The following is a 16,815-nucleotide window of genomic DNA, read 5'->3' on the forward strand; positions in this document are numbered from 1 at the left end:
TAGGGGCCGAGCGGTGCCGGGACGCGGTACGCGGCCCGTCTCAGAGTTCCGCGTGCAGCGCCCAGATCCGGTCAGCGCACGCTGCCCACGCGAAGCCCTTGGCGCGGTCGCCGGCCAGCACGCGAAGCCGCGCACCGTCCTCCCCGAGAGCCTTCTCCAACGCACCCCCGAGGGCGTCCGTGGGGGCGAGGGCCGCGGCGTCCGCCAGTACTTCTCGGTGGACGGGGGTGTCGACCGCGACGATCGGGATGCCGACGGCCAGAGCGTCCACGGCGCGCCAGGGCCAGTCCGTCCGTGCGCACCCGGTCAGGAACGCGGCGGCGTGCGAGAGCACCGCGGCGCGGTCCCACTGGTCGAGCGAACCGCGGGCGTGCACGCGCTCCTCGGAGACCCCGGCGGCGACGGCGATCTCGAGGACTGCGGGCTCCTCCCCCTCGGGCACGTCGAGGACGACGACGTCGCCGGCCCAGCCGGCCGCCGTGACCGCGGCGAACGCGTCGGCGAGTCCGTCGGACGGCGCACGGCCGCCCGCGAGCGCGAGGAACGATGTCGGCAGCTCGAGGGCGCGCAGGCGTCCGACCACGTCGGACGGGACGCGCATCCCGGCGGCGGGGGCTCCCCCGATCACGCGGACCTTCGCCACGAGCTTGGACTTGGCCACTTCGCCCAGCCGCGCGGCCATCGCGTGGGTCGGGACGACGACGGCATCGGCGTGCTTCGCGACGCGCGACAGCAGGGCGCGGGCGGCGAGCGCCTCGGCGCGGGGCAACTCCTCGGGAGTCTCCCAGGCGCGCAGATCCCACAGGGTCACCACGATCTGGTGCGTCTCGTTGACACGGTCGTGGCGCACCAGCGGCGCGAGGGCGGTGGGTGAGTGGATCAGCCCCTTGCCGACGCCGGGGGCGACGCCCAACTGCCAGGACGCCGCGAGCTCGCGCCGCCGCATGGGGAGGCGCGTCTCGGCCGACAGACCGGTGACCCCGGCGTCGTCGGGAAGCCCGGGTGCGGGCACGATGCTCGCGACGTCGCATCCACGCGGGGCGGTGTCGATGAGCGCCTGCGTCAGCGAGACCGACGCCTCGGCGAGGTCGCGGGACGTGGGGGCGACGAGCTGGTCCAGCACGACGCGGAGGGTGACGGTCACGGCGCGGGGCTCTCCGTTTCGGTCGGGGGATGAAGCTTGTCGCGCACGATCTGCTGCACCTGGGCGTAGTCGGGGTCGAACTCGTCGACCCCGCCCTCGGGCGTGAGCTCGATGGTCGAGACGGGCTGGTCCTTCGCCTTGAGGGCGAGATCCACCAGCGTCGGAGCGATGAGCCCCTGGGGAAGATCGGTCTCGACGATGTTCGTCCCCGCCGACGCCACGTCCTGGAAGTGGGTGAGGACGTTCTGCGGGGTGAACTGCGCGAGGATCGCCTCCTGCAGCTGACGCTGACGCCGCATCCGGTCGAAGTCGCTCGTGGTGTACCGCGAACGGGCGTACCACTGGGCGGTGTCGCCGTCCATGTGCTGCGCGCCGGGCTCGATCCATCCGAAGGCCCAGTCGTCGACGGGCTGCCCGTCATACGCGGGACCGCCCTTCGGCAGGCGCTCGTCGACCGTGATGTCGACTCCACCGAGGGCGTCCACGAGGTCGGCGAAGCCCTTCATGTCGATGAGCACGTAGTACGGGATCTGGATGCCGAGGATGCCCTCTGCCGCGTCTTTGGTCGCCTCGATGCCCGGCTCGGAACCGTGTGCCTTGGCATCCGGATACAGGGCATTGCCGTCCTGGCAGACCTCGACCTCGGTGCGCAGCTGGTTGATGCCGCTGCCCCACCCGCAGTCCGGGTCGAACTTGCCCTCGTGCCCGTTCGGGTACTTGTCCTGCATGGGTCCGGGCGCGAAGGGGAAGTTGGGCATGTCGCGCGGGATGCCGGTGATCGTCACGGCACCCGAAGCGGCGTTGATCGAGACGACCGAGATACTGTCGAAGCGCATGGAGTCCCGGCCCTCGCCCGAGTCCGCGCCGAGCAGCAGGATGTTGTAGTAGCCGTCGGAAGGCGGGACGACCGGGGCCGACTGCGCGAAGATGTCGGCGAAGGCGTCGCGGGTCGTCCCCGCGGTCTGCACCGCCCAGCCCGCTCCGGCCACCAGCGTGCTCGTCAGGCCGATCGACACGATCGCGATCCCGAAGCGCGCGAAGGGTCCGGTCCGCACGAGGCGGACGAGACGCAGCGTGTCGATGGTCAGCACGATCCACAGCACGGCGTAGCCGACGAGCACCACCTGCACCACGGTGAGCGGAACCCACCGGAACCACGACAGGAACTCGGGGATGAACGAGCCGGTCGCCAGAGCGAACAGGCTGCTCGGCGCCAACAGCGCGCCGAGAGCGACGAGCACGAGCCCGACCCACAGCGCCAGGGTCGCGGCGAGGCCGAAGCGTCCGAGACGCCTGTTGCCCGCGAGCACCTGCGCGGAGCCCGGGATCAGGAGGTTCGCGATGACGAGCCACCAACCGCGCCGCGTCATCACCGCGGTGGACCCGAGATCGGGGTTGCGCAGCGGACGCTGCTCCACCAGCGGCGAGCGCGACGACGCGCGCGGGGGCGCGAGGGTCATAGCGACTCCTTGAGCCGTCGGTTCTTGTCTTCGACCTGACTCTCGAGGTCGCGGGCGTAGGCCTCGACACGGTCCGCGATCTCGGCGTCCGCCGACCCGAGGATGCGTGCGGCGAGGAGCCCCGCGTTCTTCGCCCCGTTGATCGACACCGTGGCGACCGGGATCCCCGCCGGCATCTGCACGATGCTCAGCAGCGAGTCCAGTCCGTCGAGAGTGGCCAGCTGCACGGGAACGCCGATCACGGGAAGAGCGGTGACGGATGCCAACATGCCGGGCAGGTGAGCGGCTCCCCCGGCGCCGGCGATGATCGCGCGAAGCCCGCGGCTCCGGGCCTCGCGGCCGTACCGCACGAGCTTGTCGGGCGTGCGGTGGGCCGAAACGACCTCCACCTCGTGCGGGATGCCGAACTCGGTCAGCACCTCGGACGCGGCGTTCATGACGCGCCAGTCCGAGTCGGAGCCCATGACGACGCCGACCACGGGCGTCTCGGAAGAATGCAGCGGCCGGGTCACCGGTCCAGGCTAGGGCGGCTCGCTGGAAGAAGGCGGAACGGCGCGCTCAGACGCTCAGCTCAATCGAAGAAGGCGGCCGTCGCGCGTGCCTCGTACACGGCGTCGTCGAGGTCGTCGCCCGTCACGTTGACGTGTCCGACCTTGCGGCCGGGGCGTGGGGCCTTTCCGTAGGTGTGGATCTTCGCGTGCGGGTGCGCGTCGAGCGCGGCGGGGAATCGCTCCTCGAGTGTGCCTTCGGCGGGCCCCCCGAGCACGTTGATCATGACGGACCAGGGGGCCGTGGCATCCGTCGCTCCGAGGGGGAGGTCGAGGACCGCCCGCAGGTGCTGCTCGAACTGGCTGGTGACCGCGCCGTCCTGCGTCCAATGGCCGCTGTTGTGGGGACGCATCGCGAGCTCGTTGATGAGGATGCGCTCGTCGCTGGTCTCGAAGAGCTCGACCGCCAGCATCCCGGTGACGCCGAGGCCCTCGGCCACGGCGACGCCGATGTCGGCGGCGACCCGCTGGACACGCGCGTCAGCGCGGGGCGCGGGCGCGACGACCTCGGCGCACACTCCCCCGCGCTGCACGGTCTCGACGACGGGGTAGGCCCGCACCTCGCCGGACGGCCGGCGCGCCACCTGCTGCGCGAGTTCGCGCGTGAAGTCGACGAGCTCCTCGACGAGGAGCGATCCCCCGTGGCCGTCCTCGGCGAGGGCGGCGAACCAATCGTCGGCCTCGGTCGCCGCGGCCACGACGCGCACGCCCTTGCCGTCGTAGCCGCCGCGGGGCGTCTTCACGACGGCGCGACCGCCGTGGGCGTCGAGGAAGTCCTGCAGCTCGGCGGCGTCGGCGACGGCCGCCCAGTCGGGCTGGGGAAGACCCAGTTCGGCCATGCGCGTCCGCATGACGAGCTTGTCCTGGGCGACGGCGAGCGGAGCGGGTCCGGGGTGGACGGAGACCCCCGCGTCGACGAGGGCGGCGAGGACGTCCTGCGGGACATGCTCGTGGTCGAAGGTGATCACGTCGACGTCACGCGCGAAAGCCAGGACCGTCTCGGCGTCGCGGTAGTCGCCCACCGCGGACGCGGCGAGCGCGGCCGACATCCCCTCGTCCTCGGCGAGGACACGGATGTCGATCCCCAGTTCGACGGCGGGCGCGATCATCATCCGCGCCAGCTGTCCGCCACCGATCACTCCGACTCGCAGCGTCATGCCGCTCCCTTCGTCGGCATCCATTCTGTCGGGCTGCTCACGGGGGCGCGAGCCGAGGCGGCCCGGCGCGGGGGTCCCGGTGGCTTCGACGGGCTCAGCCACCTCGACGCAACCGGGGGTCCCTGAGCTTTCCGAAGCGACCGGAACTCCCTCGGACGCCGGTGGCTTCGACGGGCACGGCCATGTCCGGCGCCGGGCCCGCAGCCCGCGTCAGAGACCGACCGAGCCCGAACCGAACGCCTGGGAGTCGCGGTGCGCGAGGATCTGGTTGACCTCGACCTGGTCGACCAGGGTCTCGTGCAACAGCACGGCGTTCGGGACGTTCTTCAACCGCAACGGGGGCTCGACGCCGTTCGACAGCGTGAGCGTCCCCGCACCCCAGAGGCGCTGCAGAACGCCGCGCCGCATCTGGATCGAGTACCCGCGCACGTGCGAGATCTCCTGGGTGCGGGAGCCGAAGAAGCCCGAGCGCTCGATCACACGCCGGGTCGTGATCGTCCACGTGTGCGACAGCCAGACGAGGTAGGGGACCACGACGAGGAGCAGCACGAGCGCGGCCGCCGTGCTCAGCAGCATCCAGTTCTCGAAAGGTGCGGGCAGATTGTCGTAGAAGTACGCCGTCGACCCGGCGACGCCGATCAGCACGATCGCCGACCACGCGAGACGTCGCGCGTGCGCGTGGATCCGCGCGATGCGCAGCTCGGGGGCAGCGGCACCGGGCGCCGGCATGCGCGGGCGTCCTCCGTAGCTGGTCGGCTGGGTCACCCTCTCATTGTGCGGGTCGCGCGCCGCAGCCCGCGGCGCACACGCGGGACGCCCGGCGCCTCAGCGCACGTGCACCACGTCGCCGGCCGACACCGCCTCGACGATCGTTCCCGCCTCCACGACGAGTCGACCCGCCTCGTCGAGCCGGGTCGCGCGACCCGACAGTGTCGTCCCGTCGGGCATCGAGACCGACACATCGCGGCCGACCGTTGCGCAGAGCTTTTCGACGTCGCCGTGCACGCGGTCCTCGTGCCCGGCCGCGAGAGCTGCGAGAGACTCCGCGAGCCCCGAGACGTAGTCCGCCATCAGCTCGTCTTCGTCGCACTCCGCCCCGAGCGCCGCGAAGGACGTCGCGGTCGCCACGGGAAGGTCCGCCCGGCTCATCCGGGTGTTGACCCCCGCTCCGACGACGACGGTGTCGAAGGTCCCCGGCACCGCTTCGGCCAGGATGCCGCAGATCTTGCCGCCCTCCACGAGCACGTCGTTCGGCCACTTCAACTCCACCGTGCCGCCGTGCCCGCCGAGCTGGCCGCGCACCGCGCGGGTCATCGCCGCTCCGGCCACCAGGGGGATCCAGCCCCGCAGCGGCAGCGGCACCCGGGAGGCGTCCACGACGACCGAGACGGCGATCGCGGTTCCCGCGGGAGCGGTCCACGTGCGATCGAGGCGCCCGCGGCCCGCACGCTGGTCGCGCGTGACCAGAAGAGAGAGGTGCGGCCAACCGGCGGGGTCCGCCGTGACGGCCGCGACGACGTCGGCGTTCGTGGAATCGGTGGTCTCGACCACCTGGACGCGGGGGCTGACGGCGGCGGTGCGCGGGTATCCGGCTTCAGGGATCGGCATGCCCACACCCTAGGCAATCGCCGGCGCGGCGGCATCCGCTTGCGCTTCATCGTTCCGGCGGGTGCGGGCAGCGGCCCACACGCTTGACTGGACGGATGCCACAGCGCCTCGCCTATTCGCTTGTGCGCACCCTCCAACGTCGGCGACGAGGCTGTCGCTAGGGTGGAAGGCGTGACCGACCAGCCCGATCTCTTCACCACCGCCGGCAAGATCGCGGACCTGCGCAACAGGTTCCAGGAGGCGGTCGTCGACGCCGAAGCCGCCGCGCGTGACAAGCAGCACGCGAAGGGCAAGCTCACCGCCCGCGAGCGCATCGAGATGCTGGTCGATCCGGGTTCCTTCGTCGAGCTCGACGAGTACGTGCGCCACCGCACCACCGCCTTCGGCATGGACAAGTCCCGTCCCTACGGCGACTCCGTCGTGACGGGGACGGGCACGATCCACGGCCGCACCGTCGCGGTCTACGCGCAGGACTTCTCGACCTTCGGCGGCTCGCTCGGCGAGGTCGCCGGCGACAAGATCATCAAGGTCATGGAGCTCGCGCTGCGCAGCGGCATCCCGATCATCGGCATCCTGGACTCCGGCGGCGCGCGCATCCAGGAGGGCGTGGTCGCCCTCGGCAAGTACGGCGAGATCTTCCGTCTCAACACCGCCGCCTCCGGCGTGATCCCGCAGATCTCGATCATCATGGGCCCCGCCGCCGGCGGCGCGGTGTACTCCCCCGCGCTCACCGACTTCGTCATCATGGTCGACAAGACCAGCCAGATGTTCGTCACCGGCCCCGACGTGATCAAGACCGTGACCGGCGAAGACGTCGGCATGGAAGAACTCGGCGGCGCGCACACCCACAACACGCGCTCGGGCGTCGCGCACTACCTCGCGGACGACGAGGACGACGCGATCGACTACGCGCGCACACTGATCGGCTACCTGCCCGACAACAACCTCGCCGAGATCCCGGTGTACGAGACGCCGTTCGAGTTCGAGACGACGGATGCCGATCGCTCGCTGAACACGATCATCCCCGACTCGCCCAACCAGCCCTACGACATCCACACGGTGATCTCGGGGATCGTGGACGCCGGGGACTTCCTCGAGGTGCAGCCGCTGTTCGCCCCGAACATCGTGATCGGGTTCGGTCGCATCGAGGGCCGCACCGTCGGCATCATCGCCAACCAGCCCTCGCAGATGGCCGGCACGCTGAACATCGACGCGGGCGAGAAAGCCTCGCGCTTCGTGCGGTTCTGCGACGCGTTCTCGGTGCCGATCGTGACCCTTGTCGACGTGCCCGGGTACCTCCCCGGCACCGACCAGGAGTGGACCGGCGTCATCCGTCGTGGCGCGAAGCTCCTCTACGCCTACGCCGAGGCCACCGTGCCGCTGGTGACGGTCATCCTGCGCAAGGCATACGGCGGCGCGTACATCGTCATGGGCTCGAAGCAGCTCGGTGCCGACATCAACCTCGCCTGGCCGACCGCGGAGATCGCCGTCATGGGCGGCCAGGGCGCGGTCAACATCCTTTACCGCGGCGAGATCAAGCGGGCCGAGGAGGCCGGCGAAGACGTCGCGGCCGTGCGCACGCGCCTCGCGAACGAGTACACCTACAACGTGGCATCCCCGTTCCTCGCCGCCGAGCGCGGCGAGCTCGACGGCATCATCGAGCCCGCGCAGACGCGCGTGTCGATCGCCAAGGCGCTGCGGGCGCTGCGCAACAAGCGCGCGAGCCTGCCCGCCAAGAAGCACGGGAACATCCCGCTGTGAGCGACACCCCGCTGGACCCGCCCGAGGCCGTCGCGCGCGTCGTGCGCGGAACTCCCACGCCCGAGGAACTCGCGGCCGCGATCGTCGTGGTGGGCGAAGCCTATGCCCGCGAGAGGGCGGATGCCACGGCTCCCGAGGCCGCGGCACGGTCGAGCTGGGAGCTGTCTGCGCGGGGTCTGCGGGCCCCGCTGAACCGCGACGCCGGCTGGCGCGGGTTCACGGGCTGACTGTCCCCCGAAATACCTACAGACGCGCTCGAGCACCTCACGGATACTGGAGGAGCTGGAACGCTTTGTGCGTTCGGCCGGGCCGCTCATCGAGCCGGTTCCGGCCACCGCGGCCGGTTTTCGGGTAACCGTCCGCATGGGTGAGGGGCCGGCGCTATCGCCGCCCCTCACCCCCATCCCCCTGGCTTGTTCGACTCCGGCGCGATGACGACCGGCGATCAGAACGCATGCCGAGTATTCGGTGTGCGGGGGCCTGCGGACACGCGGCCGGACAACACGGTCGATTCCCAAGGAGCGGATGCCCCGGGTGGTTCAACGGGGGCGACGGATCTCGCGCCAGAGGTCGACCTCGTCGTCGTCGCCGCCGGCACCCTCGCCGGTCGAGCGGCCCACGACCGTGACAGCGATCCCGTTGTGCGGCGACGTGCGGATGATGAGCCGCTCCGACACGGCGCCGCGCAGGATGTCGGCGAGCTCGGCCCGAATCTCCCCGAGCGCCGGCGCATCGAGACCGTCGAGGCCGCCCTCGTCGAACAGGGTGACCGCCGAGCCGCGGCGCCGTGCGGCGTCGATCTCCGCGCGCACGCCCTGGTCGAGCAGACGAGGACTCCGCAACTCGTCGCGGAGGCTCTGCTCGGCCAGGCGCGCGGTATCCCTCTCGGAAGGGCGGAGGTTGCCGCCGGTCTCGATCACGCGAGCGAGCACCGGTCCAGCGATCGCGAGTGCGCGCTGGACGTGCAGTCGGCGCTCCCGCTGGCGGCCGCTCTGCGCGGCCTGCCACGCGGACGCCGCCTGCTGCAGGTCGGACAACTGGGCCGCGTCGCGCGCGGTGCGGTCGAGGGCGATCGACATGAGCTGGGCCAGGATGACCCAGACGAGCGACCCGACGAGTCCGAGACTGAGCGCGGACAGCACCCCGAGCCACACGGATGCGGACACGGCGAGCACCACCATGCCGATCCACGCGACGATCGGCCGGTGCCGAACCATGACGATGGTCATGAGGGCGCCGATACCGCCGATGACCCACGTGACGAAGGGCTGCGTCCGCCCGTCGGGCACGACGGCGAGGAAAGCCGCGTTCGGCACCACGGCCGACGCCACGAGCGCGAGGGCCGCGGCCCACCCGGGAATCGTCGATCGCTCGCCGGGCGTTCCGACCGGGGCGCCAGGACGACGCGAACCGGGCAACAGGATCCACAGCCACGCGATCGGCAGGTAGAGCACCAGTGCGGCGATGATCAACCAGCCCCGCTCCACCGTCTCGGGACTCGTCCACAGCAGACCGCGCGCCGCGAGATACGCCGTGAAGGCGAGCGCGATCACGGACAGCACGGCGCGGACGGTCACCAGCGGTCCCCGCTCTCCCACTCGAGGGTCACGGTGGTGCCCGAAGGCCCGGATTCGATGTCCGAGCGTCCGCCCACCGCCGTCACGCGCGCCATGATCGATCCGCGGATGCCGAGGCGATCCGCCGGGATCGCGTCGAGGTCGAATCCGGCACCCGCGTCGCGCACCCGCACGACGACGCTTCCGGGATCGGCATAGCCCGACACCTCGACGGCGAGCCCGCGCGCCTCGGCGTGCTGGACGGCGTTGGCGACCGCCTGCATGGCCGCGAGGACGAGCGCGCGCGCAACCCGTCCCGGGACACGCGGCGTGGCATCGTCGAGTCGCCGTCGAACGGTGAGGTTCACGCCGAAATCGCGTGCGGATGCCTCGATGTCGTCGGCGAGACCCGCGGCATCCACCGGCGCGTCGCTGCCCTCGAGAGCATCCTTCTCAGCGTTCGCGAGGCGAGTCAGCGCCTCCCGCGCCATGCTCACCGCGAGCGTGCGTTCCCGCGGCGTCGAAGCCCGCTCCGCCGCGAGGAGCGCTCCCAGGACGCTGTCGTGCATGAGAGCGGCGACCGCCACACGCTCGTTCTCCGTCGCCGCGGTGGCGGCCGCCTCCGCGTAGCTCGACACCGCCTGCGCGCGCGTCTCGTCGACGTGGGTGGCGATCGAGCGATACATCCAGACCAGTGTCACCAGCACGCTGCCGAGGATCAGGGCGAATGACACGTCGAGGGCGACCGGAACGAAGAACTCGCTGCGGCCGCCGGCCTGGATCAGCCGCACCACACCGAAGAGAAGAGGAGCCGCAACCGTCCAGACGACCTGCAGCGACATCGGGAAGGCGACGACGGCCGCCACGGTCGCCACGTTGATCAGGTAGAAGATCCAGGGGTTCTCCAACGGCGACGGGGGTGGCCCTCCGGCTGTCGCGACGGGCCAGAGCGCCAGAGCGACCATGAAGACGACGGCGAACAGTCCGGTGAACACCCGCGCGAAACGCCCGACGGCGCATGCCACGATCATCGCGGCGAGCGGGACGAAGACCCCGAGTGCCAACGGGAGGTGCCAGCCGTCGCGCTCGTCGGCGCGGCCGAAAGCCGCCACCAGCGCCTGGGCTCCCAGAGCGAGAGACGCCGGGCCGACGAAGATCGTCAGGACGCGTTCGATGCGGTTCTGGGTGAACGAGCCGGGGTCGTCACGGGATTCGCGCGAGTGCGGGATCCGCCCCCAGGCCTCCTCGAGAACCGTCCGCTGGGCCTCCGAGCGGAGGTTGTCAGACATCGTTCCCGGCTTCGGGGGCGTCTTGCAGGATGCCGTCCTCCATCGCCCGCCGCAGCAGGTCGACCTTCGTCGGGGCGGGACGGCCGACCTCGACGTACTTCACGCGGACGCGCGTGATGTTCTCTTTCGCGGTGGAATACGCCACGCCCAGACGGTCGGCGACGGCCTTCAGCGGCAGTCCCGCCGCGTACAGGCGCAGGACCTCCCGTTCGCGGGCGGACAGCTGCGCGTCCGCGAAGGCACGGTCGCCCTCGACGGCACTGGCCCATTCGACGTTGTCGAGCAGGTCGCCGCGCGCAACCGTCCTGATCGCACCGAGCACCTCGTGCGTCGGGGACGATTTGCTCACGATGCCCGCCGCTCCCGCGGCCAGGGCCTCGCGCACGGCCGCCGGGCGGTCAGCGACGCTATGGATGATCACGCTCGAGCCGTCGCGCACGACACGGTCGACGTTCTCGGAGACGGTCGTACCGTCGCCGAGGGTGAGGTCGAGAACCACGACGTCGGCCGGGGACTGGACCGCTGCGCGACGCCAGTCGAGGTACGCGGCGACGTTCGCACCCGAGAACACGACCTCGGTCGTGGCGGTCTGGGTGAGCGCCGCCTCGAGACCGAGACGAACCGACTCGTGATCATCGATGAGGGCGACGCGCGTCATCCCCTCATCGTATCCACGGGATTTCTCGGCGCACGGTCTGGACATCCCCCGATCGGCGGGTCATCGGCGCAGAACGACGACCGCTTCGACGTGATGGGTGTGGGGGAAGAGATCGACTCCGCGGATGCCGTTCGCGGCGACGTAACCGTGTTCGGCGAAGGTGGCCAGGTCGCGCGAGAGCGCCACCGGGTCGCACGCGACGTACACGACCGTCGCCGGTGCCAACGCCGCGATGCCCTCGACGACCTCGCGCCCGGCGCCCGCGCGGGGCGGGTCGAGCAGGACGACGCCGCGGGACAGACGTTCGCGCTCTCGCTCCGACGCGCCGGCGGCGAGCGCCGCGACGAATCGATCCGCCCGGGCCGTCTCGGCCCGGGCCCCGATCCACTCCGCGAGGTTCTCTCCGGCGTGTTCTGTCGCGCGCGGGTCGGACTCGACGCTGATCACGCGCGTCGACGAACCGCCCATCTCGGCGAGCGTCGCCGCGAACAGGCCGACACCGCCGTAGAGGTCGAGATGGAGCCCCTCGGGGTCGACTCCCCCGGCCGCCGTCAGCTCGTCTCGAACGAGACCGGCCAGGGTCCGCGCGGCCAGCCGGTGCACCTGCCAGAAGCCTCCCGCGTCCACCCGGAACACGCGCTCGCCGACCCGCTCCTCGACGACCTCGGGGGTCGGACGAGAGCGGTCGCCGTCCGGACGCGCCAGCACGCGCACGCGTCCGTCGGCCGGCTGCACGAGGTCGACGCGTCCGGGTCGCGCTCCGCGCACGGCGAGAGCGGCCCGCGCGACCTCGGCCGTGGCCAAGGGCAGGTCGGGGGTTTCGACGACGCGGTGCGAGCGCGCCGCGTACGCGCCGACCCGACCGCCCTCGTCGACGTGCAAGCTCAGGCGCGTGCGCCAGCCCGTGCCGTCCGCCGCCTCGACATCGTCGGCGGTCCCCGCCGAGCGCACGTCGACCGGGAGGTCGAGCTTGCCCACGCGTTCGAGAGCCTCGCGGATGACGCGTTCCTTCAGCCGTCGTTGATGCCCGAGCTCGATATGACCGAACTCGGCCCCACCGGGGCGATCCTCGGGCACCACGTCGATGTCGGCCGCCGCCCAGACGTGCCGCTGGCGCTCGGGAGCAGCCTCGAGCACGTCGACGGCGTCGGCCCGCCAGAACGCCTTCTTGCGCGTGTCGGTGACACGCGCCCGCACGCGCTCCCCGGGAAGGGTGTCGGGTACGAAGACCACGCGGCCCTCGTGACGACCGACGAACACTCCCCCGTGGGCGATGCCGGTGATGTCGAGATCGATGAGGTCGCCGTCGTGCATGGTCCGAGCCTGTCACACGCGGCCGTGATATCGCCGGTCCGGCGGCCTCGACCGGCTCCGCCACCTCCGCCGCCAGGACACGGCGCCCGTCCAAGGGTCCGGTGGCTTCGACCGGCTCAGCCACCTCCGCCGCCAGGGCCGGGATGAGTACCGTGGACGCATGCGCGTGTGCCTGGCATCCACTTCTCCCGCTCGTCTCATGCTCCTGCGGCAGGCCGGCATCGAGCCCGAGGCGCGGGCGCCGCAGGTGGACGAGGAGGCCGTGATCGCGGAAGTCGAGGCAGCGAGCGGTCGACGTCTTCCCGCTCCCGAGCACGTGCTGCTCCTCGCGCGGCGCAAGGCCGCCGATGTCGCCCTCCGTCTGCACGAGGAGGACCCGAGCTTCGACGGCGTGGTGATCGGGGGCGACTCGATGTTCGAGCTCGGCGACGAGATCCTCGGCAAGCCGTACACGCCCGAGGCCGCCACGGAACGCTGGCGCGGCATGAGGGGACGCACCGGGATCCTGCATTCGGGACACAGCGTGTTCCGCGTGGCCCCCGGCGCTACGCCCACCGAGGCGCACGCGGTCGCCGAGGCGAGCGTGACCTTCGCAGCCGATGTGGACGACGACGAGATCGCCGCCTATGTCGCCAGCGGCGAGCCGCTGCTGGTCGCGGGGGCGTTCACCGTGGACAGTCTCGGCGGCGCCTTCATCGAGCGAGTCGAGGGCGATCCATCGACCGTTGTCGGGATGTCGCTGTCCACCGTGCGCCGACTCGTCCGAGAGCTCGGGGTCTCGTGGACGAGCCTCTGGAATCGTTCGTAGGGTCTCGCACACGTTTTTCGGCGTTTCTTGTCGAGGAGGGTCAAAAGACCGGGGTACCCCCTCGCTAGGCTGGGAGGATGCCGAAGATCGCCAAGGTCCTTGTCGCCAACCGCGGCGAGATCGCCGTCCGAGTCATCCGCGCCGCCCGTGATTCGGGCAAGGCCTCCGTTGCCGTCTACGCCGATCAGGACCGCGACGCCCTGCACACCCGCCTGGCCGACGAGGCCTACGCCCTGGACGGCTCCACGAGCGCCGACACCTACCTCTCGATCGAGAAGATCCTCTCGGTCGCCCGTCGTTCCGGTGCCGACGCCGTGCACCCCGGTTACGGCTTCCTCGCCGAGAACGCCGATTTCGCTCGCGCCGTGATCGCCGCGGGTCTGGTCTGGATCGGGCCTTCGCCCGACGCGATCGAAGCGCTCGGCGACAAGGTGACCGCGCGTCACGTCGCCGAGAAGGTCGGTGCCCCGCTCGCCCCCGGCACCCCGGGCCCCGTGTCCGGCGCCGACGAGGTCATCGCGTTCGCCGAGCAGGTGGGCCTCCCCATCGCCATCAAAGCCGCCTACGGCGGAGGCGGACGCGGCCTCAAGGTCGCCCGCGAGTTCGACGAGGTCGCCGAGATGTTCGAGTCGGCCACGCGCGAGGCCGTCGCGGCGTTCGGTCGAGGCGAGTGCTTCGTCGAGAAGTACCTCGACAAGCCGCGCCACGTCGAGACGCAGTGCCTCGCGGATGCCGCGGGGAACGTCGTCGTCGTGTCGACCCGCGACTGCTCGCTGCAGCGCCGGCACCAGAAGCTCGTCGAGGAGGCGCCCGCGCCGTTCCTCAGCGACGAGCAGAACGGCATCCTGTACGCGGCATCCAAGGCCATCCTCAAGGAGGTCGGCTACGTCGGAGCCGGTACCTGCGAGTTCCTCATCGGCGCCGACGGCACGATCTCGTTCCTCGAGGTGAACACGCGTCTCCAGGTAGAGCACCCCGTCTCCGAAGAGGTCACCGGCCTCGACCTGGTGCGCGAGCAGTTCCGCCTCGCCGAGGGTGAGGAGCTGGGCTACGACGACCCCGCCCCCACCGGCCACTCGATCGAGTTCCGCATTAACGGCGAGGACCCGGGCCGCAACTTCCTTCCCCAGCCCGGACCCATCCACGTCTTCAAGACGTTCGGGGGTCCCGGCATCCGTCTCGACTCGGGTGTGACGGCGGGCGACAGTGTCTCAGGGGCCTTCGACTCGCTGCTCGCGAAGATCATCGTCACCGGCCGCGACCGCGCCGAGGCGCTCGAGCGCTCGCGGCGAGCGCTCGACGAGTTTGAGGTCGCCGGCATGCCGACGGTGCTGCCGTTCCACCGCAAGGTCGTCCGCGACCCCGCGTTCACCGCCGAGGACGGCCGATTCGGCGTCTACACGCGCTGGATCGAGACCGAGTTCGTGAACGACATCCCGGCGTGGGACGGCGAGCTCGAGGCCCCCGCCGAGGAGCAGGGCCGGCACACCGTCGTCGTCGAGGTCGGCGGCAAGCGCCTCGAGGTCAGCCTCCCCGACCGCATCGCGGCTCCCGCGGCCAAGCCCGGGCGTCCGGCCGCCGCCCCGCCGTCGCGACGGTCGCACGCGGCCTCCCCCACCGCCGGCGCCACCGGCGATGCGGTGAAGTCGCCCATGCAGGCCACGATCGTCAAGGTCGCCGTCGAGGAGGGACAGCAGGTCGTCAAGGGCGACCTGGTCGTCGTGCTCGAGGCGATGAAGATGGAGCAGCCCATCCAGGCGCACAAGGACGGCACGATCGCCGGCATCGACGCGAATCCCGGCACGACGGTGTCGGCGGGTCACCAGCTGCTGCTGATCAGCTGACGCCCCGCTTCAACGCGGCGCCGCACCCCTCCGGGGTTGCGGCGCCGTCGTTCGCGCGGCATCCGCCTCACCCCTCGTCCCACTTATGGCCGGTCCGACCGCCCATAACCCCCCACCAACGGGACATGCACCGCCATAAGTGGGACACACAGAGGGCGGCGGGATGCCGCGAGGCCGCGGCATCCGCCCTGCTCAGTCCTCGCCGGGATCGTCGCGGTCGACGATGTGCATCGCGCGTGCCGCGTCGGTGATGCTCGACGTGAGCGAGGGGTAGACCGCGAAGACGCGGGCGACCTGGTCGACGGTCAGCCGGCGTTCGACCGCGATCGCCAAGGGGTAGATGAGCTCGGACGCCTTCGGTCCGACGATGACGCCGCCCATGACGGTGCCACTGCCCTTGCGCGCGATGAGCTTCACGAACCCGTCGGTGATGCCCTGCATCTTCGCGCGGGGGTTCGCCGACAACGGCAGCTTCTTCACGACGCCGGCGATCTTGCCGTCGACGACGTCCTGCTCGCTGAACCCCACCGTCGCGATCTCGGGCGCGGTGAAGATGTTCGCCGTGATCCGGCGCGTCTCGAGCGGGATCACGATGTCGCCGAGCGCGTGGAAGATCGCCTGACGACCCTGCATGGAGGCCACGGATGCCAGGGGGAAGAAGTTCGTGCAGTCGCCCGCCGCGTAGATGTTCGGCACCGAGGTGCGCGCGACGCGGTTGACGCGGATGTGACCGGACGGCGTCATCTGCACCCCCGCCTCCGCGAGGCCGATGCCCGCGGTGTTGGGGATCGAGCCGACCGCCATGAGGCAGTGGCTGCCCTCGATCGTGCGGCCGTCCGCGAGGGTCACGGTGACACCGTCACCGGTGTTCACGACCGAATCGGCGCGGGCCTTCGCCAACAGCGTCATACCGCCGCGCTGGAAGACGCGCTCGAGGACGGCAGCGGCATCCTGATCCTCACCGGGAAGCACCTGATCGCGACTGGAGACGAGCGTCACCTTCGCGCCGAGATTCATGTACGCCGACGCGAACTCGGCTCCCGTGACACCCGAGCCGACGACGATGAGGTGCGTGGGAACGGACTTCATGTTGTAGAGCTGCGTCCACGTGAGGATGCGCTCGCCGTCGGGCTTGGCCGAGGGGAGCTCGCGCGGCGAGGCCCCGACCGAGACGACGAGGGTCTCGGCCTCGATGCGATCGAAGTCGGTGCCGCCCGCCTCGGTGGACACGACCACGGCGCCGGAACCGTCCAGCCGCCCGTGACCCGCGATGATGCGGACGCCCGCCTCGAGCAGCGACGCCCGCATGTCGTCGGACTGCTGCCGCGCGAGCGAGAGGAGGCGCTGATTGACCGCCGCGAGGTTGATCGCGACCTCGGGGGTGAGGGGCTTGCCCCGGTCGTCGCGCGCGAACAGCTGCACGCCGAGCTCGCTGGCGTTGCGGATGGCGACGGCCGCATCGGCGGTCGCGATGAGCGTCTTCGAGGGCACGACGTCGGTGATGACGGCCGAACCGCCCACGCCGGCGCGTTCCACCAGGGTCACGTCGGCGCCCAGCTGGGCGGCTGAGAGAGCCGCTTCGTAGCCGCCGGGGCCACCGCCGACGATCGCGACGGACTGCTTGCGCTCGAAGCTCTGCACCATGGCATCCATTCTGTCAGCGCTCAG

The 16,815-nt window shown here is 71.1% G+C and carries 15 protein-coding genes; 4 read left to right on the forward strand and 11 right to left on the reverse strand.

Going from position 1 to position 16,815, the window contains the following annotated elements:
- Nucleotides 1–40: 40 nt before the first annotated feature.
- From NS283_RS03480 to NS283_RS03505, 6 genes are all read right to left on the reverse strand, one after another.
- Entirely contained in the window at nt 41–1,144 is a 1,104-nt protein-coding gene (locus NS283_RS03480) for a hypothetical protein (protein ID WP_058595490.1), read from the reverse strand.
- Nucleotides 1,141–2,604, reverse strand: coding sequence for an LCP family protein (locus tag NS283_RS03485; RefSeq protein WP_058595491.1), 1,464 nt, complete (start codon nt 2,602–2,604; stop codon nt 1,141–1,143). Before NS283_RS03485 ends, NS283_RS03480 begins: the two co-directional genes overlap by 4 nt.
- On the reverse strand, nt 2,601–3,068 hold the full coding sequence (purE, locus tag NS283_RS03490; RefSeq protein WP_058595539.1) for a 5-(carboxyamino)imidazole ribonucleotide mutase: 468 nt from the start codon (nt 3,066–3,068) through the stop codon (nt 2,601–2,603). Before purE ends, NS283_RS03485 begins: the two co-directional genes overlap by 4 nt.
- A 107-nt stretch (nt 3,069–3,175) precedes the next feature.
- The gene (locus NS283_RS03495) at nt 3,176–4,309 is read right to left on the reverse strand and encodes a 5-(carboxyamino)imidazole ribonucleotide synthase (RefSeq protein ID WP_058595540.1); all 1,134 of its coding nucleotides are present in this window, start codon (nt 4,307–4,309) and stop codon (nt 3,176–3,178) included.
- Between the two features lie 210 nt (nt 4,310–4,519).
- Nucleotides 4,520–5,074, reverse strand: coding sequence for a PH domain-containing protein (locus NS283_RS03500; RefSeq protein WP_058595492.1), 555 nt, complete (start codon nt 5,072–5,074; stop codon nt 4,520–4,522).
- A 60-nt stretch (nt 5,075–5,134) separates the two neighbouring features.
- Nucleotides 5,135–5,917, reverse strand: coding sequence for a biotin--[acetyl-CoA-carboxylase] ligase (locus NS283_RS03505; protein WP_058595493.1), 783 nt, complete (start codon nt 5,915–5,917; stop codon nt 5,135–5,137).
- 171 nt (nt 5,918–6,088) lie between these two features.
- Here NS283_RS03505 and NS283_RS03510 point away from each other — a divergent pair, with 171 nt between their 5' ends.
- Together NS283_RS03510 and NS283_RS03515 are read left to right on the forward strand one after the other, a co-directional pair.
- Nucleotides 6,089–7,678, forward strand: a complete 1,590-nt coding sequence (locus NS283_RS03510) for an acyl-CoA carboxylase subunit beta (protein ID WP_058595494.1) — start codon at nt 6,089–6,091, stop codon at nt 7,676–7,678.
- Entirely contained in the window at nt 7,675–7,905 is a 231-nt protein-coding gene (locus NS283_RS03515; RefSeq protein WP_058595495.1) for an acyl-CoA carboxylase subunit epsilon, read from the forward strand. Before NS283_RS03510 ends, NS283_RS03515 begins: the two co-directional genes overlap by 4 nt.
- A 312-nt stretch (nt 7,906–8,217) precedes the next feature.
- Here the strand turns inward: NS283_RS03515 and NS283_RS03520 are convergent, their stop codons facing one another.
- Genes NS283_RS03520 through NS283_RS03535 form a run of 4 tightly spaced genes read right to left on the reverse strand, consistent with a single transcriptional unit; the run spans nt 8,218 to nt 12,495 of the window.
- On the reverse strand, nt 8,218–9,255 hold the full coding sequence (locus NS283_RS03520; protein WP_081317245.1) for a hypothetical protein: 1,038 nt from the start codon (nt 9,253–9,255) through the stop codon (nt 8,218–8,220).
- Nucleotides 9,252–10,523: a sensor histidine kinase gene (locus tag NS283_RS03525; protein WP_153003269.1), complete on the reverse strand. Its 1,272-nt coding sequence runs from the start codon at nt 10,521–10,523 to the stop codon at nt 9,252–9,254. The genes NS283_RS03520 and NS283_RS03525 overlap by 4 nt, the downstream gene beginning before the upstream one ends.
- Nucleotides 10,516–11,181, reverse strand: a complete 666-nt coding sequence (locus tag NS283_RS03530) for a response regulator transcription factor (protein WP_058595496.1) — start codon at nt 11,179–11,181, stop codon at nt 10,516–10,518. Before NS283_RS03530 ends, NS283_RS03525 begins: the two co-directional genes overlap by 8 nt.
- Before the next feature lie 60 nt (nt 11,182–11,241).
- Nucleotides 11,242–12,495, reverse strand: a complete 1,254-nt coding sequence (locus NS283_RS03535; RefSeq protein ID WP_058595497.1) for a class I SAM-dependent RNA methyltransferase — start codon at nt 12,493–12,495, stop codon at nt 11,242–11,244.
- Nucleotides 12,496–12,655: 160 nt separating this feature from the next.
- On the opposite strand from NS283_RS03535, the gene NS283_RS03540 reads away from it, so the two are divergent.
- Together NS283_RS03540 and NS283_RS03545 are read left to right on the forward strand one after the other, a co-directional pair.
- Complete coding sequence (locus NS283_RS03540) at nt 12,656–13,303, forward strand: Maf family protein (RefSeq protein ID WP_058595498.1); 648 nt, start codon at nt 12,656–12,658, stop codon at nt 13,301–13,303.
- Between the two features lie 77 nt (nt 13,304–13,380).
- Nucleotides 13,381–15,147 carry an acetyl/propionyl/methylcrotonyl-CoA carboxylase subunit alpha gene (locus NS283_RS03545; protein WP_058595499.1) on the forward strand — a complete coding sequence of 589 codons (1,767 nt, stop codon included), beginning with the start codon at nt 13,381–13,383 and terminating at the stop codon, nt 15,145–15,147.
- Nucleotides 15,148–15,339: 192 nt separating this feature from the next.
- Here NS283_RS03545 and NS283_RS03550 read toward each other — a convergent pair whose 3' ends face one another.
- Nucleotides 15,340–16,800 carry an NAD(P)H-quinone dehydrogenase gene (locus tag NS283_RS03550; RefSeq protein ID WP_058595500.1) on the reverse strand — a complete coding sequence of 487 codons (1,461 nt, stop codon included), beginning with the start codon at nt 16,798–16,800 and terminating at the stop codon, nt 15,340–15,342.
- Between the last annotated feature and the right edge of the window lie 15 nt (nt 16,801–16,815).

Source organism: Microbacterium testaceum, assembly GCF_001476285.1.
Lineage (GTDB): Bacteria > Actinomycetota > Actinomycetes > Actinomycetales > Microbacteriaceae > Microbacterium > Microbacterium testaceum_B.